Source organism: Clostridium sp. CTA-1, assembly GCF_054768215.1.
This window is the reverse complement of sequence record NZ_BAAAAP010000004.1, coordinates 117,025-143,007: the sequence shown is the minus strand read 5'-3', so window position 1 is coordinate 143,007 and position 25,983 is coordinate 117,025. Positions and strand designations below refer to the sequence as shown.

Annotated in this window: 22 protein-coding genes and 1 riboswitch; of the genes, 3 read left to right on the top strand and 19 right to left on the bottom strand. The window is 29.9% G+C overall.

Annotation, left to right across the window (positions count from 1 at the left end; all coding sequences use genetic code 11):
- Position 1: 1 nt before the first annotated feature.
- From ACYUEW_RS04600 to ACYUEW_RS04590, 3 genes are all read right to left on the bottom strand, one after another.
- The gene (locus ACYUEW_RS04600) at positions 2-694 is read right to left on the bottom strand and encodes a response regulator transcription factor (protein WP_043031071.1); all 693 of its coding nucleotides are present in this window, start codon (positions 692-694) and stop codon (positions 2-4) included.
- 690 nt (positions 695-1,384) lie between these two features.
- The gene (locus ACYUEW_RS04595; RefSeq protein WP_043031069.1) at positions 1,385-1,957 is read right to left on the bottom strand and encodes a xanthine phosphoribosyltransferase; all 573 of its coding nucleotides are present in this window, start codon (positions 1,955-1,957) and stop codon (positions 1,385-1,387) included.
- A 22-nt stretch (positions 1,958-1,979) separates the two neighbouring features.
- Positions 1,980-3,281 (bottom strand): nucleobase:cation symporter-2 family protein, encoded by a 1,302-nt coding sequence (locus tag ACYUEW_RS04590; RefSeq protein ID WP_460276306.1) that lies wholly within the window; start codon positions 3,279-3,281, stop codon positions 1,980-1,982.
- Between the two features lie 176 nt (positions 3,282-3,457).
- Positions 3,458-3,559, bottom strand: a riboswitch (purine riboswitch).
- Positions 3,560-3,781: 222 nt separating this feature from the next.
- Here ACYUEW_RS04590 and ACYUEW_RS04585 point away from each other — a divergent pair.
- A complete protein-coding gene (locus tag ACYUEW_RS04585; protein WP_003362768.1) occupies positions 3,782-4,162 on the top strand; it encodes a metal-dependent transcriptional regulator in 381 nt (126 codons plus the stop codon).
- Positions 4,163-4,216: 54 nt separating this feature from the next.
- On the opposite strand, the gene ACYUEW_RS04580 is transcribed toward ACYUEW_RS04585, so the two are convergent.
- The 5 genes from ACYUEW_RS04580 to ACYUEW_RS04560 are packed head-to-tail and all read right to left on the bottom strand — an operon-like array spanning position 4,217 to position 9,773.
- On the bottom strand, positions 4,217-5,941 hold the full coding sequence (locus ACYUEW_RS04580) for an ABC transporter ATP-binding protein (RefSeq protein WP_265203734.1): 1,725 nt from the start codon (positions 5,939-5,941) through the stop codon (positions 4,217-4,219).
- Positions 5,938-6,768, bottom strand: coding sequence for an ABC transporter ATP-binding protein (locus ACYUEW_RS04575; protein ID WP_043031063.1), 831 nt, complete (start codon positions 6,766-6,768; stop codon positions 5,938-5,940). The genes ACYUEW_RS04580 and ACYUEW_RS04575 overlap by 4 nt, the downstream gene beginning before the upstream one ends.
- A gap of 10 nt (positions 6,769-6,778) precedes the next feature.
- Positions 6,779-7,792 carry a FecCD family ABC transporter permease gene (locus ACYUEW_RS04570; RefSeq protein ID WP_460276304.1) on the bottom strand — a complete coding sequence of 338 codons (1,014 nt, stop codon included), beginning with the start codon at positions 7,790-7,792 and terminating at the stop codon, positions 6,779-6,781.
- Positions 7,789-8,817, bottom strand: a complete 1,029-nt coding sequence (locus tag ACYUEW_RS04565; RefSeq protein WP_460276303.1) for a FecCD family ABC transporter permease — start codon at positions 8,815-8,817, stop codon at positions 7,789-7,791. Before ACYUEW_RS04565 ends, ACYUEW_RS04570 begins: the two co-directional genes overlap by 4 nt.
- A gap of 26 nt (positions 8,818-8,843) precedes the next feature.
- A complete protein-coding gene (locus ACYUEW_RS04560; RefSeq protein WP_096044849.1) occupies positions 8,844-9,773 on the bottom strand; it encodes an ABC transporter substrate-binding protein in 930 nt (309 codons plus the stop codon).
- A 317-nt stretch (positions 9,774-10,090) separates the two neighbouring features.
- On the opposite strand from ACYUEW_RS04560, the gene ACYUEW_RS04555 reads away from it, so the two are divergent.
- Positions 10,091-11,059, top strand: coding sequence for a helix-turn-helix domain-containing protein (locus ACYUEW_RS04555; protein ID WP_460276302.1), 969 nt, complete (start codon positions 10,091-10,093; stop codon positions 11,057-11,059).
- 98 nt (positions 11,060-11,157) lie between these two features.
- Here the strand turns inward: ACYUEW_RS04555 and ACYUEW_RS04550 are convergent, their stop codons facing one another.
- The gene (locus ACYUEW_RS04550; RefSeq protein WP_159034342.1) at positions 11,158-12,096 is read right to left on the bottom strand and encodes an ABC transporter substrate-binding protein; all 939 of its coding nucleotides are present in this window, start codon (positions 12,094-12,096) and stop codon (positions 11,158-11,160) included.
- A gap of 417 nt (positions 12,097-12,513) precedes the next feature.
- Here ACYUEW_RS04550 and ACYUEW_RS04545 point away from each other — a divergent pair, with 417 nt between their 5' ends.
- Positions 12,514-13,485 (top strand): helix-turn-helix transcriptional regulator, encoded by a 972-nt coding sequence (locus ACYUEW_RS04545; RefSeq protein WP_159034341.1) that lies wholly within the window; start codon positions 12,514-12,516, stop codon positions 13,483-13,485.
- A gap of 150 nt (positions 13,486-13,635) precedes the next feature.
- On the opposite strand, the gene ACYUEW_RS04540 is transcribed toward ACYUEW_RS04545, so the two are convergent.
- From ACYUEW_RS04540 to ACYUEW_RS04495, 10 genes are all read right to left on the bottom strand, one after another.
- Positions 13,636-14,958 (bottom strand): MATE family efflux transporter, encoded by a 1,323-nt coding sequence (locus ACYUEW_RS04540; RefSeq protein WP_003487566.1) that lies wholly within the window; start codon positions 14,956-14,958, stop codon positions 13,636-13,638.
- 33 nt (positions 14,959-14,991) lie between these two features.
- On the bottom strand, positions 14,992-15,762 hold the full coding sequence (locus ACYUEW_RS04535) for an ABC transporter ATP-binding protein (RefSeq protein ID WP_042385825.1): 771 nt from the start codon (positions 15,760-15,762) through the stop codon (positions 14,992-14,994).
- Position 15,763: 1 nt separating this feature from the next.
- The gene (locus ACYUEW_RS04530) at positions 15,764-16,882 is read right to left on the bottom strand and encodes a FecCD family ABC transporter permease (protein ID WP_003487572.1); all 1,119 of its coding nucleotides are present in this window, start codon (positions 16,880-16,882) and stop codon (positions 15,764-15,766) included.
- Between the two features lie 2 nt (positions 16,883-16,884).
- Complete coding sequence (locus tag ACYUEW_RS04525; protein ID WP_460276301.1) at positions 16,885-17,922, bottom strand: ABC transporter substrate-binding protein; 1,038 nt, start codon at positions 17,920-17,922, stop codon at positions 16,885-16,887.
- Between the two features lie 264 nt (positions 17,923-18,186).
- Positions 18,187-19,224: a helix-turn-helix domain-containing protein gene (locus ACYUEW_RS04520; RefSeq protein WP_003487576.1), complete on the bottom strand. Its 1,038-nt coding sequence runs from the start codon at positions 19,222-19,224 to the stop codon at positions 18,187-18,189.
- A 355-nt stretch (positions 19,225-19,579) separates the two neighbouring features.
- A complete protein-coding gene (locus tag ACYUEW_RS04515; protein WP_460276300.1) occupies positions 19,580-21,841 on the bottom strand; it encodes a glycosyltransferase family 39 protein in 2,262 nt (753 codons plus the stop codon).
- Between the two features lie 118 nt (positions 21,842-21,959).
- Positions 21,960-22,379: a GtrA family protein gene (locus ACYUEW_RS04510; protein WP_043031042.1), complete on the bottom strand. Its 420-nt coding sequence runs from the start codon at positions 22,377-22,379 to the stop codon at positions 21,960-21,962.
- Complete coding sequence (locus ACYUEW_RS04505) at positions 22,363-23,331, bottom strand: glycosyltransferase family 2 protein (RefSeq protein ID WP_460276299.1); 969 nt, start codon at positions 23,329-23,331, stop codon at positions 22,363-22,365. Before ACYUEW_RS04505 ends, ACYUEW_RS04510 begins: the two co-directional genes overlap by 17 nt.
- Before the next feature lie 283 nt (positions 23,332-23,614).
- Entirely contained in the window at positions 23,615-25,003 is a 1,389-nt protein-coding gene (locus tag ACYUEW_RS04500; RefSeq protein ID WP_460276298.1) for a sensor histidine kinase, read from the bottom strand.
- On the bottom strand, positions 25,000-25,674 hold the full coding sequence (locus ACYUEW_RS04495) for a response regulator transcription factor (RefSeq protein ID WP_085333802.1): 675 nt from the start codon (positions 25,672-25,674) through the stop codon (positions 25,000-25,002). The genes ACYUEW_RS04500 and ACYUEW_RS04495 overlap by 4 nt, the downstream gene beginning before the upstream one ends.
- Positions 25,675-25,983 lie beyond the last annotated feature (309 nt).

Sequence of the window (25,983 nt, the reverse complement as noted above, 5' to 3'; positions counted from 1 at the left end):
CCTACCAAGTTTTATTCAATCTATATCCTACCCCTCTTACGGTTTCTATTCCATCTTCTATTCCTAACTTATGAAGTCTTTTTCTAATTCTACTTACATTAACATTCAATGTATTCTCTTCTACAAACTCAATATCATCCCATATTTTCTCTAAGAGGAAATCTCTATTTACAACCTTAGGATATTTTTTCATAAGATATTCTAATAATATTCCTTCTTTTTTAGTTATAATTACGCTTTCATCTTTAAATTCTATTTCAGACCTCTCTTTATAAAATTTCAATCCTTGAAGTTCTACTATTTTTTCATCAATCTTTGGTGCATACTCTCCAAAGGCTCTTCTTATATGACTTTTTATCTTAGCCATAATAACATCACAATAAAAAGGTTTAATTATATAATCATCAGCTCCGTTTTCAAGTGCCATTACCTGATCCATTCCACTATCTCTAGCTGATATAAAAATTATAGGGATTTTTGATTTCTGTCTTATCTTTCTACACCAATAAAATCCATCATATTTGGGCAAATTCACATCTAATAATACTACATCAGGATTGAATTCATTAAAGTCTTCCATTATATTTTCAAAGTTTTCTGCTACCTTTACATGAAATCCATATTTAGTAATATAGTCTTTTAATAACAAGCTTATTGATAAATCATCTTCTATAATATATATTTTATAATTCATATTATTTTCTCCTTATTCATTATAAACAGAGTTCTTGGCTTCAGAGAGAGTTTTTACTCCCTCTGAAGCTTATTAACAGAATTCTTAGGAGTTTTACTCCTTAGAAGCCATTATCCTTTAGTGGGAATCGTTATCCAGGGACGTATCCGCTCTTTACTCCCACTTTGAAGAAAAGCAGAGAGTCCAAATCTTCGATTTGGTGCGAATCGCTTTCACAGAGTGCGATGGAAGTATTAGAGCAGGTAGTCATCGGATAAAATCATATTAATTATACCAATATTAATATATGTTTTCATTATATTTATGTAAATTTTTTCAATATTTAAATATAAAATTCATATTATTTTTTTCTTATTAATATCCTTTTGATTAAAACCATTTTGTTATAAATTTTAATTTTAAAAAATATAAATAGAACACTTTCCATATTTATTTATATATAAAAATTATTTTATTTAAAATATACAATAAACAATCTAACTACATTTGTAAATAAGATTATATGATTAACTATTGTCTAAAATAAAATAGATTTAATTTTAACACTACTAGGATAAAAAATACGTATAGTAGAACAATTTGCTACATATATTTTTTATCTTTGTTATATTAAAATTAAATCTATTTTGAAATATTATCTTATATAGTTACTACTAAGCACTATTTATAAAATTTAATAATAAATATAGTTTATTTTACAAATTCAATTAAGCCTTTTTCTAATTTAGCTATACGTGCTAGTGAGTATACATCATATCCTTTGTCTTCTAACATTTTTCGTCCTGGTTGGAATGATTTTTCAATAACAATTCCCATTCCTGCGACTTTAGCTCCTGCCTCTTGTACTAAGCGTGCAGCCCCTAATGCAGCTTCTCCGTTTGCTAAAAAATCATCTATAATTAATATATTATCTTCTTTTGTAATATACTTTTTGGATAATGTTAGTTCATAATCCAATCCCTTTGTAAATGAGTGTACAGTAGTTTGATAAACATCTCCATTTAAAATTTTTGATGCTTGTTTTTTTAATATTACCATTGGCAAATTCATTTGCATTGCAGTCATAACAGCTGGAGCAATTCCTGAACTTTCAATTGTAAATACCTTTGTGATTTTATGTTCTTTAAAATAATTTTTAAAATAAGTTCCTATTTCATACATTAAATCTGGATCTACTTGATGATTTAAAAAAGAATCCACCTTTAATACAGTTTCAGATAATGCATGACCCTCTTGTAAAATACGATTTTGTAATTTTTCCACTTATATCACCCCGTAAAATTCCTTATTCTTTTTCTTTTAATATTACATTTAATAATAAAGCTACAATTGTTCCAGTTGAAATTCCTGATGAAAAAATCATTTTTAAGGATTCTGGTAATTGAGCAATAAATTCTGGACGGAAGGTAACCCCTAATCCTAATCCAATAGATGTAGCAATTATTAACATATTTCTATTGTTTAACTTTACACTACTTAAAGTTTGAATTCCTGCTGCAGCAACTGTTCCAAACATAACAACTCCTACACCCCCAAGTACCGGCTGTGGCATTATATTGATTAGTGCAGCAAATTTAGGGAACAATCCCAAAATAACTAATAATATTCCAGCCATCATTGTTACATAACGACTAGCTACTTTTGTTAGAGGAATTAATCCAATATTTTGACTAAATGATGTATTGGGTAAGGCACCAAAAACCCCTGCTAACATACTTCCTACACCATCAGATAGAACTCCTGCTGTAATAGGTTTTTCATCTGCTTTAATTCCAGAAACTTCTGTAATGGCTTTAAGACATCCAACAGTTCCAATGATAGTAACAAAATATGCAGGAATAAAAGGTAATAAAACCTGTAAGTTAAAAGTTATACCATAGCCAAAAATTTTAGGTAATGATACCCAACTAGCTTGGCTTACTGATGAAAAATCAACCATTCCTAATGGAATACAAATTATATATCCAACAACCATACCTATTAAGATTGAAGCACTACTTACTAATCCCTTTCCATAATGATTTAGTAATAATGTAACTATCATTATAAATAAAGCAATAGAAATATTTTTTAAACTTCCATAATTAGCTGATCCAACACCACCTGCTGCCCAATCTATTGAAACTGGTAATAATGTTAACCCAATTAAACTCACAACTGTTCCTGTTACAATAGGTGGAAATAGTTTCATTAGTGGCTTAACAAAAAAACTTAAAATAATTACTATACCAGCACCTAAAATTGTTGCACCAAAAATTCCTGATAATCCAAACTTTCCACCAACAGCAATTGCCGGTGCAACAAATGTAAAATCAGTTCCCATAATACAGGCAACACGTGCTCCAATAGGACCTATTCCTCTTGACTGAATGAAAGTAGCCACTCCTGCCGCTAAAATTGCACTACTAATTAATGCTGTTGAAGTTTTAGCATCAAAGCCTAAGGCTGCTGAAATAACAATTGGAACAACAATTATTCCACCGAAAGCCGCAAAAATATGCTGCAATCCTAATAAAATTTGCATTAATATTTTTGGCTTATCATTAACCCCATACATTAACTGAATATCCGTCTCATTTTTTTTCATTTTACTACTCTCCTCCCTAACTTTATTAATGCTCTAAATATTTATTTATCATACAGCATCTTAAGGTACATAAATAAGAATCCACCTATATAGGAGATAATTTTGTAAAACAAAAAACACCTCAATCAAATTGAGGTGTTGAGTTCATAACAAATAGACATAAACTATATCTATTTACTAAATACACAATACCCCGTAGTCTGCTAATTTATGGTTAGCAGGTAGAAACTTTCGGACCATATTACCGATGATATACGAGCTTTTTATATGATATATGACATTATAACATATTTTTTACACTATTAATAATCAAATACAAAATTTAAATAAAAAAATTACTTCATTTTAAAGAAAATTATGCATTTTGTATTATAAAATGCATAAATTTAATAATATATCTATATTCTTGGAACTCCATTTAAAATATGTTATTATTATTAAAAGACTTTTTATTAATATAGAATGAATAAACTCAACTTTAAAAATCACAGGAGATTTGTATGGAAAAACTTACTTTTGTAATGGAAAATTATTTAGAAGCTATCTATGAGTTATCAGAAGAAAGTAACGGAGTTAAAATGACTCGTATAGCAGAAAAGCTTGGAGTGACTAAAGCCAGTACTAATAGTGCTATGGTAACTTTAGCTGAAAAGGGACTTATAACTAATGAAAAGTATAAGAAAATATTTTTAACTCCTTTAGGCTTAAAAATAGCTAGATTTACATATAAAAAGCATCACATTATTAAAGATTTCCTTATAAAAACTCTAAATATAGATAGTTCTATTGCAGATGAAGACGCATGTGCTATAGAACATGTTATTAGTTCCGATTCTGTTTATGCTATGCAAAAATTTCTTTCCGAACATGAGAATAAATAAAAAAATTAACGACTCAAAATTGCTTTTAGATTTTAAGTCGTTAATTTTTTACCTTTAAGATACCTGACTTTTATAGAGCATAGCATAAGTTCCTCCAGAACGAATTAGCTCATCATGGGTTCCCATTTCTTTAATGCCTGCTCCTTCTAGAACTACAATTTTATCTGCATTATAAATAGTTGATAATCTATGAGCAATTACTATAGTTGTTCGATCCTTTGAAATTTCATCTAATGCAGCTTGAATTTCTTTCTCTGTCTTTGTATCCAGAGCTGATGTGGCTTCATCTAAAATTAGGATGGGTGAATTTCTAAGAATTGCTCTAGCTATGGAAATTCTCTGTTTTTGTCCTCCAGAAAGACGTACTCCACGCTCACCTATTATGGTATCATAACCATCTTCTAAATTCTCAATGAAATTATGAGCATTGGCTGCTTTTGAGGCTGCAACAACCTGATCCTTAGTAGCTTCTTTCCAGCCATAAACAATATTTTCATAAATTGTTCCGTTAAATAAAAAGGTGTCCTGCAAAACCATGCTTATATTATCCCTAAGACTTTTTAAGGTTACATCTTTAATATCTATTCCATCCATTAAAATGCTTCCATTCTGTGGATCATAAAAGCGATTTAAAAGACTAGCTATTGTGGTTTTGCCAACTCCAGTTGCTCCAACAAAAGCTACAGTTTCTCCTGCATTTACTTTTAAATTTATATTTTTTAAAATCTTTATCTCATCATTGTAGGAGAAAGAAATTCCCTTAAACTCAACTTCTCCTTTAACCCTAGGTAATTTATTTGCATTAACTTTCTCTTTGACATCTGTAACTTCATCCATAACCTCAAAGACACGCTTGCATCCTGCAACTGCATTACCTGCCATTTCCATAAGCCTTGAAAAACTCTTTATAGGTCCATAAAACATACCAAGGTACATAGAAAATCCTACAATATCTCCAATATTAATTTCTCCTCTTGAAACCATAAATCCACCAAATATTATAACTATAACAGAACCTAGAGCCGTGAAAAATGCAAGAAGGGGAAAAGTGGTTTCAAAAAAGAAGCTTGCCTTTAAATATGCCTTACTATGTTTTATAGAAAGGTTCTTAATCTTTTTCTCTTCTCTTTCCTGTTGATTGAATATCTGTATTTCTTTAATTCCAGAGAAATTATCTTGAACAGTACCAGAAAGTTCTCCTCTAATCATAGAATTCTGCTTCCATATGGGGGAAAGATGCTTACTTTGCCAAAGAGTAAGCATAATAATAAAAGGAATAGTAACAAGACTTATAAAAGCTAACTTTACATTAATAGAAAATAATAATATCCCTACACCTACGAAAGTCAATATATTAACAACAAAATCAGGAATTACGTGAGCCAAAAGAATCTCTACCTCCATAACATCATTAATAACTCTGCTAGTTAAATCTCCTGTACGACTTTTATTAAAATACTTAAGCCCCATATGTTGAAGCTTAGAGTAAAGTTCTGTTCTCATATCTGCAACATAATGCAAAGCTGCATGATGGTTTAAATATCCTGAAATAGCACTTCCAGCTGATTGAAGTATCGTTGCAACTAATAGCATTAATCCAATTCGTAAAGATTGCTGTCCAAAATTAGCACTTCCTTCAGTTGCTATACTTGTAAGCTCTCTTAAGGCCCAGGGATTATAAAATCCTGCTATAGTAGAAATAATAACAGCTATTAATGCTAATATTAAATAAATCCAATATCTTCTGGCTCCTATAAAAATACGTAAGGTGGTTCTCATATACCTACTGCCTCCCTTTCCTTCAATTGCACATCCTCATTTTCATCTATAATATCATAAGTAATACATACTGGACGATTACTCTTAGGCTCAATAACAATATCAGCATTAATATTGAAGGTTTTCCTGAGAGCCTCTGGAGTCATAACTTCCTCAGGAGTTCCATATTTTATGATAGCTCCTTTTTTAATAGCAATAATATAGTCAGAGAATCTTGCAGCAAGATTTAAATCATGAAGTACCATAACAATAGTACACTTTTGATTACGGTTAAGCTCATATAAAAGCTTTAAAACCTCTAATTGGTGAGCAAGATCAAGATAAGTAGTAGGTTCATCTAATAAAATCAAATCAGTTTGCTGTGCTAAAGCCATAGCAATCCAAACTCTCTGTCTTTGCCCTCCTGATAAAGTATCAACTTCTCTTCTCTCAAATTCACTTAGCTTAGTTGCATCTAAAGCCCACTTAACAATTCTTTTATCTTCCTTTGTAAGATTTCCAAAACCTTTTTGATGAGGGAACCGTCCATATGCAACTAACTCACTTACAGTGAGTCCACTTGGTGCAGTAGGATTTTGAGGAAGTATAGCCATCTTTTTAGCTATTTCTTTTGTAGACAATTTACTTATATCTTGTCCACTTAAATGTACTACACCCGTCTTAGGCTTTAATATACGTCCAACAGCTTTCAAGATAGTTGATTTACCACAGCCATTTGCTCCTATAATAGAAGTTATCTTTCCCTTGGGTATCTGCATATTTAATTCTTTTACAATGACAGTATCCTCATAAGCTATATCTAAATTTTTAGTTTCAATACTTTTCATACAAACCTCCTTAATTTGACTTTACTAATAGGTATAAGAAGTAGGGTGTACTTAATACAGTGATAACAATTCCTGTAGGAATATCACTTCCAAAACTTATGGTTCTAGTAATAGTGTCTGATAATAGAATAATTATTGAGCCTACTAAAGATGCTGTAGGAATTAATAGTTTATGATTTGACCCTACAAACTTTCTTGCCATATGTGGAGAAATCATTCCTACAAAAAAGAAGTTTCCACCTAAAGCTACACTACCTGATGATAGAGCAACAGCTGCTACAGTTAACCCTATAAATTGACGCTTTACTGCTACTCCTAATCCTGTTGCAGTTTGATTCCCAAGATTTAAGGTATTTAAAATACGAGATTTATAAAATACATATAAAAATAGAATCAACACCCAAGGTGCAAGAATAGAAATATATGTCCAATTGTCTCCCCAAAGACTTCCTGCACTCCATCTTTGAACAAAATCCATCTGTTTTTCATCTAGCTTTAAAGTAAGCATCATAGTAACAGCACTATATCCACTTCCAACGGCTACCCCTGTCAAAATTAATCCTGTAGGTGATATACTTTTTCCTCTTCTATAGGAAAGTAAAAATATCAATACAGCTGCTGTCATTCCACCTACAAAGGCCAGAAGTGGGAGCGCAATAGCTGAAGATACACTGTCTACCTTAAAAATAACTATAAACAACAATACAAATAACCCTGATCCAGAACTTATTCCCAAAGTTCCAGGACTAGCCATGTCATTACGAAGTAAACTCTGCATTACACAGCCAGCTGTTCCCATACCAATGCCTACAAGCATGGTCAATACAATACGAGGAAGACGAAAATTATATACTATAAGATTTTGTTTATCTGTACCTCTTCCAATAAGAACATTAAAAACCTCCGAAGGAGAGAGATTCATTCTACCTGAGTTCACACTTATTACTGCCACAACTAATAGAATAATGGTAAGTAGCAAAATAATAGTTAGACCACGTGAAACTGAATAGCCCTTTTTCTTCATTCAAATTCCCTCCTTTGTATCCTTGTAAGATAAAGAAAATACGGAACACCTATTAAAGCAAAAATAATTCCAATTGGAGTTTCATAGGGCTTATTAATAAGCCTTCCAATTAAATCTGCTGCTACAGTAATCAAGGCTCCATATAATCCTGAAGCTGGAATAATGTATCTATAATCTACCCCTATAAGGTAGCGGACAATATGAGGTACTATTAATCCTACAAATCCAACAGGTCCAACAACAATTACAGAAAGCCCTGTAAGTATTAAAACTACTACAGTAGATATCCCTTTAACCTTCTTAGTATTAAGTCCAAGTCCTATAGCTGCATCATCTCCAAGATTTAAAACCGTAATTGAAGGGGATATAACAAGAGCTACAATAATACCTACAATGAAGAATGGGAAAACTATAGCAAGTTCACTCCATTTAGCACCTGCCGTTCCTCCAGCAGTCCAATAAGCTAATGCATGTCCGAGTCTATATTTAATAGAAAGATATTGGCTAAAAGCACCAAATAGCATTGATATAGAAATACCTGCTAAAACAAGTCTCTGTGGTTTCATGCTTCCTCTACCAATAGATGCAATAAAATAAGTCATACCTGTAGTAACAGCTGCACCAATGCAGGCAAAAAGCATCATCTGTCCGTAACTTCCACCAGGTAAAAATGCCATACAAAAAGCCATAGCAAAAGTAGCACCGCTACTTATACCCATAAGTCCAGAATCAGCAAGAGGATTTCTTGTAGTTCCCTGCATTATAGCACCACATATCGCAAGGCTTGACCCAACAATTATATTAGCTGCTATACGAGGAAGCCTTAGAGTTTGAATAATCTGATGTTCAGTTAAAGAAGCGTCAAAATTAAAAATGGCTCCCCAAGCTGTAGTCAAATTCATATCAGCAGCACCAAAAGAAATTGACGCCGCTGATATAATTACTAGCAAAACCACTCCTACAATCATATAGATTGTAAAATTCAAAGCTCCTAATTGTCGCTTTTTATTATAGGTCTTTTGCATATTTATTTTCCTTTCTTATATTAGAATTATTTAACTAATGAATTTATTGCATTACTCATATAGTCAAGTTGTTCAGTAAGACTTGTAATATCAGAATAATAGAAAAGACCTAAATACTTCCCTGGTATTTCTACAATTCTGCCTGCTGCAACTGCAGGAATGCTTTTCCAAATATCTGTTTTTGAATATTTAGATTCTTTACCTTCTTGTTGGAACCATAATATATAATCTCCGAAATACTCATGAGCCACTTCATAACTTATAGATCCACGACCTTTTTTGGATTTTTCTATAAGTTCTTTAAGTTTGTCTGGATATTTAAGTCCAAGATAGTCATATACTAAAGTACCACCTCTAGAGCCTGTTTCATAATATATACCACTAAATTCTCCAGTAGGACCCCAATCTTCCATAATGCTAAAAGTTTTTCCTACAAACTTATCACTTTTAAGAGTTTTTTTCACAGCATCAAGTTTTTTTTCAAATTTGTTAACAGCTTCTTTTGCTTCAGTAGTACGTCCTGTAGCTTCTCCAATGAACTTTATTCTATCAATGGAATTTTTAGATTCTGGAATAACAAGAACTGGAGCTACTTTACTGAATTTATCAAAATCTGCCTCATCATATGTGATGATAAGATCTGGTTTTAAATTCATAACCTCTTCTGGTTCCCATTTTTCTATTTTTTTTGTAGCTTTAAGTTTATCATAAAAAGGCATAGTCTCTTGTTCCCAAGCATTATATCCAACTAAATTTAACCCTAAAGTAATAACCTCTCCAACGTACCAATTAGCAACAACACGCTTAGGATTAGCAGGGATTTCAATATCCCCCTTTACGGTAGTTATAGTACGAACAGTTGCTTCTTCTTTCTTTTCATTTTTAGATGAAGAGCAACCAGCAAAAATCACAGTAGTCATAAATATTGCACAAAATAATGACAATAATTTTTTCATTTTATATCTCTCCCTTATAAATATCTTATATTAATCTGATAACGTCTGCGCTATATACAAATGTAAGACTAGTCTAACTTTTAAAATCGTAGCATTTATAAATTCTGCTGTCAATGGCTTAAGAGGCTCCTTTTCCGAAGTCATTTCCTATTAAAATGATAGCAGTTTGTTGTCTTATAAGAGCTAACTGAAAACGCTTCTCTTCATTATGGATTGCAATTAAAATAAAATGGATTATATTTTAATTGAAAATCCTTCTCAAATAATGCTATAATTTTCTTACTTTAAATCAAAGAAAAAAGAGGTGTAAAAGTTTTATGGTTAAATATAGTGATTCTTCTTGGAGTGCTTTAGCAGATAAATATAATCTTGTTAAAAGACCTTATGGTAAAGGACAGATTTATGATTTCCCTCCTCATTGGTCAAATGGATGGATTGCAGAAGTAAACCCTGCTAAAGGATTATTTGTTTCAAGTGCTTGGCTTACTCCAAGTGAGCAAATAGTACATACAATAAATTCTAGTAATCCCTTTATGATGCTTTTTTGTATTGACTGCGGAGAAATAGTCTATTCGCAGCAAGGAAAAAAGAAGCAAGCTTTATTCCCTATCACTCATCTAATTATTAATCCCCAAAAACAATTTACCTTTACTTTCTTTAAAGATGTACATTATTGTTTTACCAGTATTTTAATTTTTGATGACTTTATAAAACCTTTTCTCAAAGACCGTACCAATGCACCTAGAATCAGTGTGGAGGATGCGAAACTTTGGAAAACACAACATTACAATACACCGGATATAATGCTTATTTTTGAACAAATTAGATGGGCTGTACGAAATACAGACATGCCTTTGCTTGCCTTTGAAGGTATGGCTTTGCATTTATTATCTTCAATAACTAGAAATTTTCCTGATATACCTAAAAGAAGAAGCAACCGCCGTCACTATGTTACTTGGGAAAATGAGCAAAAAATTTATAAAGTTAAAAATAAGATTGATGAAGATATTTTAAATCTTCCGGATACAATTGAACTATGCAGAATAGCTGGAATGAGCGAAAGTAAACTTCGCCAATCTTTTAAAAACCATTATGGAATTCCTCTTTATAGATATATTAGAATAGAAACCATGAAAAGAGCTATGCAGCTCTTATCTGCTGACCATCTAAGTATTCGTAACATATCTGAACTATGTGGCTATAAAAATCCAGCCAAATTTGCTGCTGCCTTTAAAAATGTCCATGGAATTACTCCTAGTGATTTTAGAAAATCTTTTAATTTATAGAGATTTAGATACTTATATGCTTATAGTATACAAGTATCTAAATTCCACAGGCTGTTGATAAACATATTTTATCAACAGCTATTCCCACTCCTCCAAATTTACTTTTTGGTAGTTTTAAGAATTGCATTAACTAAATAATCAAGTTGTTTATCCATAGAATATAAATCCTTATAAAAGAACAAATTCCAATCTGTTTTTATAACTCTATTTTCTTTTACTGCAGGTAAATTTGTCCATACATTGTTATCTTTTAAATTATCTCCTCCGTAATTCCAAACCGCTTGTATTATATAGTCTCCAGAATACTCTGTAAAAGCTTCAAGAGAAACATTCTTGTATTGCTCTCCATTTATTATTTCTTTTTTTACCACATTAGGAGCTTTTACTCCAAGATAATCATAAAGTATCTCTCCTCCTCTTCCCCATTTATTCCCAAACACTGTTATTTGCTTTGTATCTTGTTCTATAAGAGTGAAAGTTTTATCCATCACTCCTGCCGCTTCTAATTTTTTCTTACTAGTTTCCACTTTGTTTTTAAAATTATTAATTACTTTCTTTGCTTCTTCTTGTTTTCCAACAGCTTCAGCTATAAGGGTTACTCTTTCTTCTGAAGATATTTTTGTAAATGGGATAAGTACTGTTGGAGCAATCTTATTAAATTTTTTGTACTGCTCTTCACTTATTACAATTATTAAATCTGGTTTAAAAGCCATTATTTCTTCAGGTTCCCATTTCTCTATGATTTTAACACCTTTAAGCTCGTTTTTAAGAGCGCTATCACCTTCCATACGAGACATTGCTAAAGGTTTTACTCCTAAAGCAAGCAAATCTCCTTGAAAATAATTTACAACAATTCTTTTTGGATTTGCAGGTACTTCAACTTTTCCCATGGCTGTAGATATAGTTCTAGTTTTACGATCTTTATCTAACTCTCCACCACTATTGGTACTAGTACTTTTAGCGCATCCTACAACCAACGCAGAAAACATAAGAATTAAACAAGTAATAAAAGTTATTTTTAATTTTTTTATACCCATTTTGTTCCTCCTACTTTTATAAATGTTTTTAAATTTATATAATTAATAAAAATTTAATTAATTAGCTATAGCTGATTTTAGAGTTATTATATCAACACTCTTTTTCACATGTCAATAATAATCATTTTCATTTGGTGAAGGTTATAATTATCTTTTATATAGAATAAATACATCTATTCCAATGTATATAATAAAATTTACTTAAAAATTTTATGTTCATATAGGTATATAATTATACCGTTTTGGAGTATTTTTATATTGTCCCAAAAGATAATATATGCTACCATTTATGATATATTATTTTTAATTCACCACTTTTAGTAAGACTATATAGGAAGTATTGATAACATTGTTATTTGCACAAATAAATGTGTATAAAAAATAAATTGCTATTAAGTAAAGAAAGGATTTAAATCCATGAAAATAGATAAAACTACCACAATAATTAAAGAATTTGCTTTACAACTTAATTGCAAAGAATATGATTATGGAAATGGAAGTATTTATCGTTTACCTGAGGAAAATGGAGACAGTTGGTTTGTAGAGGTTAACCCTGCTGATGGACTAATTCTTAGTGATGCTTACTTTTCATTACTGAAATCAGTAACTTATGTTTATAATATTCCAGAGAATCATATCTTAATATGCTCTTTATATAGTGGTAATATTACTATTGTGGAGAATGGTAAAAAATCAAAGCGTTTGTATCAAGGTATGCATTTCTTCGTTAATAAGGGAAAACAAATTAAGATAATTATTAATACGGATGAACCTGTATGGTATACTTTTGCTTTAGTATTTGAAGACTTTATTATAAAATATATAAAAGATTTTTCATCCCAACCTTCATATATTCTATCTAAAGATATAATATTAAATACAAATCATTTTAATACCCCTGAATTACTTATGATATTTGAACAATTAAAATATTCTATTAGAAACTGTGATCTTCCCTATATGTATTATATAGGGAAAATATATGAAATTTTTGCTATTATCATACACAATTTAGATAACGAGGAATATTTAAACATACCTCGCCATAATCATCTAAGTTACCAAAATAAGCAGTTTATGTGGCTTTTAAAGACAGAAATAGATAAAAATATATTAAATCCCCCTACAATTGAACAAATGAAAAATATAGCTGAAATGAGTGAATCTAAACTTAGACGATGCTTTAAATCAACCTATGGTAAAACAATTTATAAATATATTAGATATAAAAAGATGGAACAAGCAATTAGATTTCTATCCCATGATGAAATGAGTATACATAATATTTCTACTACCCTAGGCTATGAAAGTGCAAGTAAGTTTTCAGCAGCATTTAAAAAAATTTACGGTATTACTCCTAGCGCATTTAGAAAATCCTTTAATCTGTAATTATGATTGAAAGCTAAAGCCTTATTGTCAGTTCCTAATTCTCACTATTAAGATAATCTCAGACTTTCACTAATAAGCTAAGTTATTGCCAATACTAAGTTCACTAAAAGTAGGAGTGCTCACATAACACTCCTATCTATATAATTATATTTAATTTGCCATTACTTTTTTATACATAAATCCACCTAAAGCATTAGATAAGAACCATCCAATTACAATGGACCAGCATATTCCTGTAAATCCCATAGATGTTCTAGCTAATCCATAAGCCAAGGCTACTCTTATTCCCTGAGATACAACAGTTAAAATAATTGATATATTAACCTCTCCCATACCACGGAAAAATCCATAAAACATAACGATACAACCAAGTAATATGTAAAAAATACATACAATCCGAAGATAACCTACCCCAACCTGAATAATATCTATGGATTCTTTTTTAACAAAAATTGATATTAAATTGGGTGCGAAAATAAAAACAACTATTGATATTATAAAAGAAATTAAGGCAATAACTTTTAAAATAGCATGAAACCCTTGGCGAATCCTTTTTATGTTTCCTGCTCCCTTATTTTGTGCCACATAAGTTGAAAATGCATTACTTAAATCCTGTAAAGGACGATTAGCAAACTCATCAATCTTTGAACAAGCTGCAAAGGCAGCCATCACGGTAGTTCCAAATGTATTAATTAATCCTTGAATCATTAACATTCCAAAGCTTGATAGAGATTGCTGCACTGCTGTCAAAACAGAGTAGCTTAAAATCGTTTTAAAAAGTTTTCTACTAAATACAATATCTTTTCTTTTAAAATCAAGGAATTTCATATGTTTTACAGTATAGAATGCACACCATAATGCGGATACTCCTTGTGCTATAAATGTAGCTAATCCTACACCTGAAACTCCCATGTTAAACACTAAGACAAAAATTAAATCTAAAATAGTATTTAAAATACAAGAAACAATCAAAAAATATAGTGGAGATTTTGAATCTCCAACGGAACGTAGCAAATAAGCACATATATTATAAAGTCCTGTGAATATAAGCCCTGTTAAGATATACCTTAAATATTCAGCAGAATATGTTACAGTATCTTTGGGCATCTGAAATAATTCTATTATTTCATAGAGAAATACATTCGTTATAAGACTTAACAGAATGCTTATAGATATTATGAAAAAAAATGAAGTAGATATAGCTTTTTTCATTTCATCATATTGTTTTGCACCATAAAGTTGTGAAAAAAATGCAGATGCTCCCATAGCTAGTCCAATTAAAATAGATGTCATAAAACTCATAATGAGAAAACAGGAACCTACAGCTGCAAAGGCTTCATTTCCTACAAATCGCCCTACAACAATGGAATCTACTACATTGTATATTTGTTGAAATAAATTTCCAATAAACATAGGAATAAAGAACCTTACAATGATTCCCATTGGTTTTCCTTTTGTCATATCGGTTTCCATGATAAAACCTCCTTTTTTTGAAATATGTACTCTTTAATATTTAGGCATTTTATATGCAATAGCCATTTCTCCCGTTATAGGATTGGTATATATCTCACAGTCAATTTCATATACTGATTTTATAAGCTCTTTAGTCAAAATCTCATTTGGCTTTCCATAGGTTACTATTTCTCCATTCTTTACTACATACAAAATATCACAGTATGTAGCTGCCATTGATAAGTCATGTAACGCTGCCAATACTCCTATTTTTAATGACTTTACAATAGAAAAAATTTGGAGTTGATATTTAATGTCTAAGTGATTTGTTGGTTCGTCTAGAATTAAAAACTTTGGCTCCTGTGCTATAGCTCTAGCTAATATGACCCTTTGTTTTTCTCCACCTGAAAGAGTTAAGTAGCTTCTATCAGAATATGTAGTTAAATCCACCTTTTTCAAAGCATTATGCACAATTTCATAATCCTCTTTATTATCAGGCTCCATTAAATTCTTATGAGGTGTTCGCCCCATCATAACCATATCGTAAACAGAAAAATCAAAACTCAAATCATTAAACTGTCCAACAACCCCCATCTGTTTTGAAACTGACTTAGCCTTTGATTTTAAAACATCCTTCTCTCCTAAAAAAACAGATCCTTTTTCAGGTTTGATTACCTTGTATATGCTTTTTAACAAGGTTGATTTTCCACATCCATTTGGTCCAATAATTCCAACAAATTTTCCATTATCAACCTGCAGGGAAATATCCTTTACAATTTTTCTGCCCGATAAAGTAACAAATATATTGTCTACTTTTAAATTCAATTTATTTACCTCCAAATCCATAACTTCTCTTTACTAGCATGTACATAAACACAGGTGCTCCAAGAAAAGATGTAATAATACCGATTGGCAGTTCTCCATTTGGAATAATTGTCCTAGCAAAAATATCTGCCCAAATTAAAAATATCGCGCTAAATAAAATACTTGTTGGTAAAAGTTTTTTATTATCCGAGCCAACAATACTTCTAACAATATGAGGAACAATTAAGCCAACAAATCCTATAATCCCACAAGTTGCTACTATAACACCTGTTACTGCAACTGAAATCACCATATAAAGCTTTCTATAAAAATTAAGATTTATTCCCAAAGTAACTGCCGTCTCTTCTCCCATCATCATAGTATTCATTACTCTTGCCTGAGATAAAAATAACACCACAGCTAACATTACAATGGTAGTAATAATAGGAAGCTTTCCCCACTGTGCAGAGGTTAGACTTCCCATAGTCCAAAATGTTACAGAACGTATTCCTTCTGCATCCTTAGCAAAATAAACAATAAAACTTGAAATTGCATTGCATAAAGCATTAATAACAGTTCCAGCGAGTACTAATTTTACAGAGGACATTTTTCCACCAATACTGGCAAGCCCCATAACTAAAGCACCAGCACCAAATGCGCCAATAAATGCCCAAAAAGCAACTCCAAGTTCACTTAAAGTACCTGCAACACCAAATCCGATCATAATTGAAAATGTTGCTCCTAATGAAGCACCAGAAGAAATTCCTAATATATAAGGATCAGCTAAAGGATTTTGTACAGAAGCCTGCATAACTACACCACATAATGTAAGCCCAATTCCTGCAATCATAGCCAATAACACTCTAGGAAAACGAATTTGCCAAATAATCTCCTCAAACATTCCATTCATAAATTGATCTAAATTACCAGTTTGTAATCCAGTTAATTTATAGATTAATATTCTATAAGATTGGCTGAATGGAATAGATACTTGCCCCATTGATACTGAAATTATGATAGATAATATAAGGATAGTAACTAGACCAATAATTATTGCAGTAAACAGAGAACGTTTTTTAGAAGTATATCCATAATTCACTATATTATATTTTGCTGCTCCTACTTTTTCTGTTTGTAACATAGCTAATTTCCTCCAAATAGTTCAGGATGAATGAATTTTGCAACATCTTCATACAAATCTGAAAGTTCAAGGCTTCCACGTATTGCATTGGTGTAGTCTACAACCATCACATTACCTGTCTTTATTGCAGTAACATTTTGAAGTCTTTTATTAGAAAGTATTTTATTTTTTATCTTTTCCCTATCAGAACCTTGGAACTCAGTTATAATTATTTTTTCTGGATTTGCAGCAATAATTGACTCAATTGACATCTCCATATATGAATCCTTTGATAATTCTATATATTTTCCACCTGCATCTTCAATTACTTCATCAATGATGCACCCTGATGGCGGATAATAATCATAATTTTCACGTCCGGCACTTGCCACAAGTAATACATTTGGGGTAGTTTTTGCTTTTTTAGCTACTTCTTTAACTTTATCCATTCTGTCCTTTTGTTCTTTTAAATACTTATTTGTCTTATTTTCAATGTTAAAAGCTAATCCAAAATTCTTAATATCCTTAAAATATTCATCAATGCTTCGCCCTATTGTAAAGTTTACCGCTGGAAGAACTGGAATACCTCTATCATTCCAAAAGGAAATGTCACCTACTCTATCTTCTTTAAAGGCTGAAGACATAGAATAAATAATATCAGGCTTCAAAGCAATTATTGCTTCTTTAGAAGGCCATGATTTTGCAATAATAGGCATTTTAGATATTTCATCATCATATTTTGAAAAAGATTTATCAAGATATCCTACCCCAACAACTTTATCTTGTAATCCAAATTTAATCATTAATTCAGCCATAGATTGTCCCATTATCACCACTCTCTTAGGCTCTTTTTCTATGGTTTGTACTATCTCTTTTCCTTCATCCGTATAAACTTTAATATTGACAGGATAATTATTTTTACTTTTAGATCTATTTTGTTTTTGTCCTTGTATACCTATAGTTTTGACTTTTCCATTCTGTCCTTTTGTAGATTGAGAGCAACCTACTAGCCCTAAGATAAAAATAACTCCTATAAATAATGTTACACACTTTTTTAACATTTTTTACCTCCTTATGTATTCTAGTACCTACAAAAATTTTATTTCTTCTTAAGAACTATAATACAAAAAAATTCATATTATCTATATTGATGTAGTCACTGTTTATATTGAGAAAAAAACTTTAAAAATAAGGACAATATCTGTTATCTTTAGATGTGATAATATGTTGTAAAATATATGAGTAGATAACTAAATTTCTCCAATAAAATAAGCCACAGGTACTATACCTGTGGCAATTTAAATAAATAAAAATTATCGAAAAAATTAATTTACAAGTTTTAAAGAGTCATCTTTATATTGCAAAGGGGTTAATCCAAATTCCTTTTTAAAAGCATAACAAAAGTTACTTGGATTTGAATATCCTACATCAAGAGCAATTTCATTAATAGATTTATCAGTATCTAATAATAATATAGCAGCACGATCTAGACATATTTTTCTATGGTATCTAAATATAGTATCACCATATATTGCTTTAAATCCCTTTGCTAATTTATTCTTATTTATTGCTAGCTGCTTAGATAGAATATTTACTGTTGGAAGCTCGTATAAATTTTTCATTAATAACTCTGGTATCTTTTTTATCTGATTAATTTCAAATTCATCCAACTGCAATTGACTTATTTTATTTGTCCCTAGAATTTCATAGGATACTATTTTTGATAATATTTCCATTACCTTACTTTCAAAAAATAAAATTTTCGATTTCTCTGGTAAACTACAATTAAATATTTTCAAAAATATGTTTGCAATTTCAGGAGAAACATTTATTCCTTGATAATACTGATTTCTAAGTTCATTCTCTAATTCCTCTATTGTGTCCTCCCATAGCTCAATCCCACAGCTACCAAAATATGATGCTATAGCTGATTTTTCAGTAGTAATTGAAATCCCTTGATATTTCTGACCTGCACAATTAATCACCTTTCCGCAAGTTTCACGGGACATTGATATGGAAAGTTCATTTTTAGAAAGACACATATTTCCTACTTTATCTTCATGAATATTTAAGCAACCATCAACACAATATTCTATTTCAAAATACTCTTCCGATAAGTCAAATTCTGTTATCATATCATGATTAAATATTGTATCATAAATTATAAGCATCACATTTCCCATAAGTTTATAAAATTTTATACAGCCTTTACCATATTGGGGCTTTATATCATATATAACTTCTTTTTCATCATTAAAATTCATAGAATCTCGTATCGTTGCAAATTGGGTACGTATTGATGAATATTGCATAATCATTGATGAACATCCTTGTTTTGTATTTATATGAAATTTATTTTTCATTTCATGCGCTCCTTTCTTGTCCTCAATAAATCTTTTTCTGCTTACTATGATTTATTTCAATGTTTATATAATTCACATTTAATATATTACAACACACTATATGATAATGTAATTCATTATCATATATTATATTTCTTTTTATTTATTTTATCAATTTATTTTCTATATATCTACTTAATATATTAATCTAATTGATTCTAAACTAAAATTTTTATCAATTATAATTAACAAAATGTATACCCTATTCGCCTACCATTTATATACTTAAAAAATAGAGTATTAAATACATAACCCCCACCACATTTCCGTGGTGGGGTTGAAACATTATATGCCAAGCTTTCCCATATATAATTAACTATTTTTTTGTTGTGGTATCAGTATAATTTTTTAAATCATATAACTGCTCAGAATTTCCTTTTCCTTCTGGGTCGAATTGTTTAGTATTTGAATTTGAGTTTAAGTTTTCTTTATTATTGTTGTCCTTATTAACTCTTTCACTATTTACCTCATTTGAATTTTTCCATTCACTTTCTGAAACAACTTTACCATTTTCTTTAACCCAATTCATAATATCGCTGCTTGAGTTTCCTCCCATACCACCTACCATTACATATCTAACTTCTCCATTACTAACTAATTTTTTAAATTCATCTAAAGTAATTACTTTATCTGTTCCAAAGAAACCTCCAAGTGCCATTACTGATTCTCCAGTATTGATAATTATATCTGAAGCATAACCATTAGTAGATGAAGTAACAAGAAGATATTTTTCATTTGTTTTATGGCTTTTTAAAAATTCTATCAACTTTGTGTTTCCACTATTAGAATTATCCATATTAAAACCATCCTTTTGCTTATTAGTGATTAATGATAATCCAGCAGATGGGAAGGTACCAGATACTGGATAAAAAATTGTAGTAGCAGAACAAACTAAAGGAGTTATTAAAAGGCCCATTAAAGCAATAGTAACCAGTGATTTCTTAAATTTTATATTTTTAAACTTTAATATATCTTTTTTATTTTTTCTTAAATTAACAATAGCTAGTATAATGGAAGATACAATACATAAAACTGCTACTATTGTAGTTAAAATTTTAGCCGTATTTGATATATTATAATAATAAGATAATATTAATATCTGAGTTAATCCATCTGCGATAAGTGCTACTGGTAAAATCCAAGATTTCCATCCTTTTTCATTATATAACTCCCACATTGATACAACTCCAATCCCTGCCAAAGCTGAAATTGGTGGAGCAAGCATGGTTAAATAATATGGATGAAATAACCCTTTTGTAAAGCTAAAGTATATAAATTCTGGTAGTAACCACATACTCCATAATACTAGTGATAGCTTTTTTCTATTATCAAAAGTTTTATTTAACTTTTCTTTTATTGCGGCTGCTATAAATCCGAACACAGCAAGAGGGAATAACCAAATAATTTGGTCTGATAAACTATTATTAGAGAACAGTCTAACAATACTTGCAACTTCTTGGCCACCAAAGGTTCCTCCCATTCCTCCTCCATTAGGTCTCTGCATTCCATTACCTCCTGGAGGCATTCCACCAGGCCCATTTCCATCACCATTCGGAGGATTACCCTTTCCATCTTGTTGAGCATTAGCCTGTGCACCATTCATTGATGGAGGTTGTTGCCCTTGCATTTGATCATTATCTATTGATGGTGGCTGTCCTTTGGTTTTACCATTCTCCTTTGATGTTTGATCCGAACTTTTATTCTTAGTTGCACTGGAAGTGCCATCAGTTTTTTGTTGATTCTTCCCATCCATTCCTCCTGGTGCTCCACCACCCTGAGTTGAACTACTACCAATACCAAGTCTCTCAAGCCCATTATGTCCTATTATAAGCTCCATAACCGAATTATTAGTACTACTTCCTACATAAGGCCTGTTTCCCTCAGGTACTAAGTCTACAATAAAGGCCCAGGATAATGAAACCAAAATTAAAATAATTGTACCAGCCATAAGATGAACTATTCTTTTTTTAAAGGATACTGCATTAGAAAGAAGATAAGTTATATATATAGCTGGTATTATCATATATGCTTGAAGCATTTTTATATTAAATCCGATCCCTACAATTGCTAAACCTATTAAAAGATATTTTAGTTTCCCTTTTTCTGCTGCCTTGGAAAGAACTAAACAAGCTAATAGCAATGTTAAAACAAGTAAATTATCACAAGTGTTATTTCTACTTACAGCTACAAAAACAGGCGTAACTGCAAGACATATTGCAGAAATAAGACCCGCAGCAGTTCCAAAGCTTCTTTTAACAATAACATATATTAATCCTACTGATACTACCCCAACAATAGCCTGAGGTAATATTATACTCCATCCACTAAAACCAAATATTTTAGCAAATATAGCTTGTATCCAAAAACCTAAAGGTGGCTTATCAATACTTACAAAGCTAGCTGGATCAAAGGATACAAAGAAAAAATTCTTTAAACTTAAAGTCATACTTTTTACACCTGCAGCATAATATTGATTTGCGTATCCTTCTATATTCAAATTCACTAAATTTAATATTAAAGATAATATCAAAATTAATGATAACGCTATATTCTCTTTTGTAAACTTTATCTTTTTCATTATTTATATCCCCCACTCAAAATATATGTTAGTTTTCACTTTATCCATTTCTAAAATTAAGTATTTCTTATTTTTTATATGTTTATTTACATGTTATCTTTTATTTATTCTCATATACTTACTTAAACACAATAAATTTATATGCTACAAAATTTGTTGCTTGGGCTATGATTGTAACTATTACTTTTGCTAAATACACATTTATATTAAGATTTTTTGCTAATAAATTCATAGCAAAAACTGTTATGATAAGTGAAATTAAGTTAATTATTATAAACTGCATAAGTTCATATAATATCTTCTTACTAACTTTATGTTCCTTAAAAGTCCATTTTTTATTAAATATAAAGCTATTGATTATGCCAAAACTATAACCTATAATTTGACTAGTTATATATCCTACTCCAACTAACTCATTAAATACTGTAAACATTAAAAAGTCTATGGTAGTATTTACAACGCCTACTATTGAAAAACGACTTATATGTTTAAATTTGCCATGGAATATATATTGGTTTACTTTAGTCATTAATTTCATATTTTTTATCAACCTTCTCATAATTTATAGTATTATCAATTATATACATAGGTCTATTTTTACTTTCATCAAAAATTCTTCCAATATATTGACCCATTATACCAATGGTAAAAAGTACTAATCCAAACATAATTAAATTAATTGATAATATCATTCCTAAGCTTAATATATCTGTACAGTTTATTACTGCCTTTATGATTTCAGTTATAAATACAATAGTACCTATAGAGAATATTATCCCCCCAGCATAACTAGCAATTGTAAGTGGTTTATATGAAAAAGAGGTTATTCCATCAAAGGCTAATTTTAGCATCTTTCTTAATGGATATTTAGTCTCTCCAGCAAATCTTTCTTGTCTTACGAATTCTACAGCCGTTTGCTTATATCCAACCCAACTTACCAATCCTCTTACGTATCTATTTTTTTCTGGAAGTGATATTAAAGTATCACATACCTTTCTATCTATAAGCCTAAAATCTCCTGTATCCACTGGAATACCTATATTGGTTATGTTTTTTAACAGTCTATAAAACATCCTAGCAGTAAATTTTTTGAAAAATCCTTCACCTTCTCTTTTAACCCTTTTTCCATATACTACTTCGTACCCATTTTTCCATTTTTCAATCATCTCAAAAATAACCTCTGGTGGGTCTTGAAGATCCGCATCAATTACCACAATAGCCTTACCTATAGCTACATCCATTCCTGCAGTTATAGCAGCTTGATGTCCAAAATTTCTAGAAAAATTTACAAGTTTTATTTTTTCATCCTTTTTACATATGCTATCTGCTTTTTCTTTAGTTAAATCCCTACTTCCATCATTTATAAATATAATTTCATAATTTTCCTTTGTGGAATCCATAACTTCCTTTAATCTTCTATAACTTTCATCAATAACAAGCTCTTCATTATATAAAGGAACTACTATAGAATAAACTATTTTATTAATCACATTTATCACCTCATAAAATTGTTATTTGATTATGTCTTTAAGCTGATTTTTTAAGTCATTTATTAAAATTAAGCTCCTCTCAAACTTTCCTTATTTAAAATTGTAACTATAAATTGTTGTATCAGTTTCAAATAACTATGTGAATTTTTTGTGATTTTATATAATTAACCCTTAGGACAAGATAAATAAATCTTATTTATACTTACCTAAGGGCTAAATTTAATTATTAAAATTTATTGGAAAATGCAAATAATAATTATTTTTACTTTCCCGGGGACAATTATTAATCTATAGGATATTTAATTATAAAACTTACGCCATTATCTCTATTTACTGCCTTTATTTCTCCATTATAGAAATCTATAATTTTTTTAGAAATAGCTAAACCTAAGCCAAAATTTCCAGTCCTATCTTTATATAGATTTTCAAAAATATACTCTATATTATTTTTATCAATATTAGGTCCATCATTATAAATTTCTAAGATTGCAACAGAATTTTCTTTTTTAAGAGTTATAGCAATTTCTCTTTCTGCATACCTAAGTCCATTATCTAATATATTTTCAATAGCTACTCGTATTTTTTCAGCATTTCCCTTTATAATAACCTTATCAATATCTAAATTCCATTGAATTTTACTATTAACTATCTCAAATCTACTTATAATGTTAAACAATAAATTATGTAACTCAAATCCTATATTTTCACTATTATTTTCTAAAGTATAGGCAAGAGTATTTAAATACAATAATTGTTTAATTTTTTTCTCAAGAATAGCTGCCTCATCTTTTATTATCTCAGCAGTTTCTTCAACTGATTCTATATACATACCATCAATAATAGCTTGAGCATGGCTCATAATTACCATTACTGGAGTTTTTAAATCATGAGATATGCTTTGTAGAAACATTTTTTCTTCTTCATCAATCTTTTTTAATTCTTTTTGCATACGATTCATTGAATTTACTAATCTACCAATCTCATCATCATTTTTAATTTTAATAGGATCCCTCCAATCCTTATGAGCTATTTTTACAGTATAATCCTCAAGCTCTCTTAAAGGCCTTGAAATATAATTTGCAACTAATTTAGCAGTAAAAAATCCTATAATAATAAATATAATACCTATAATTATTACTGTATATAACAATACATTATCTTGTATTTCAGGTATATACGATATTAAATAAAGTTTTTCTCCTCCTTCATTTTTAATTGAACTTATTATAAAGATAAATTTCATGTTGTTATGATATTCTTTAAATTGCTTTTGCTGAATATTATTACCTATAATATAACTGGCCATCCACATTTTTATTTCATCACTAGCAGGTCTTGGGGGTGGATTCTTCTTTTCTATTGGTGGTGGTTCCTCTTTTCTTTTACCTATATCTATAATTTTATATTTATCATTCTCATCTATTTTTACAATAAAATGATCACTTCCCTTAAGATTTCTTAATTCATCAAATCTATTTTGTTCATTAAAATTATTGCTGTTTAATAAAACATCATGAGCGACTTTTAAATCCTCTAGCTTTGAATTTTCACTAATTCTCTTAAATGCAACTAAATATAAAAATGAAATACTACATATTATTATTAAAATTATAGCAGTGAATGTTGTCCATATCCTCATTGTTAATGATTTAAATCTTAATCTCTTCATCATTTAACCACCAATTTATAACCATATCCATATACAGTTTCAAGATCTAACTTATCCATCTTTTTGCGCAATCTCCTAATTGTATCATCAATAACTCTATCGGATCCGAAATAATCCTCTCCCCAAATACTAATTAAAATTTGTTCTCTAGATATAACATTGTTTCTATTCTCTACAAAAAAATTTAATAGTTCAAACTCTTTGTTTGTTAGTTGAATTTCTTTTTCTCCAAAAAAAACAGCTCTTTGTCTTTTACTTATTTTGTACTCTCCAATATTGGTAATTATATCCATAGAATTATTGCTTTTCCCATAAATTCTTTCCATAAGTTTATTAGTTCTTATTATAAGCTCTCTAGGTAAAAATGGCTTTGATAAATAATCGTCACTTCCTAATTCTAATCCCACCACTCTATCCAGTTCCTCATTCCTTGCAGACATAAAAATAACCGGAGTATTTTTATTGTTTTCTTTTACAGCTTTGATTATTTGGTACCCATCTATATCAGGTAACATTATATCTAATATCCAAAGATCTGGAACATCTTTTATTTTCTCTATTGCAGAACTTCCATTAAAAAAAGTAGTTACTTCATACCCTTCACGTTGCAGATACTTTTCTAATAATATATTCAAACTTTTTTCATCTTCAACAAGATAGACTTTTCTTCCCATCTTTATCACCTCAAAATATAATCCAGTATCTTAGTTTATCCATTAAACCTTATTTTTAATTTTACAATCACCATTCACTTTACATCTATGACATTACTAATATTTTAAAAATCAATATCAATATTCTATGGTAATATATCCATGATTTAAATCTTAGATAGTTTGTTTTTAAACATAAAATTTAATACTAAAACCACTTTTCCTCTAATCTAATTTTAAATTTAAAATATCAAGTGATTATGTAATTATTGTGTGAAAATTATGTGATACAATTTCATTGTTCAGTATTTCAAATTAGTCCAAGTATAA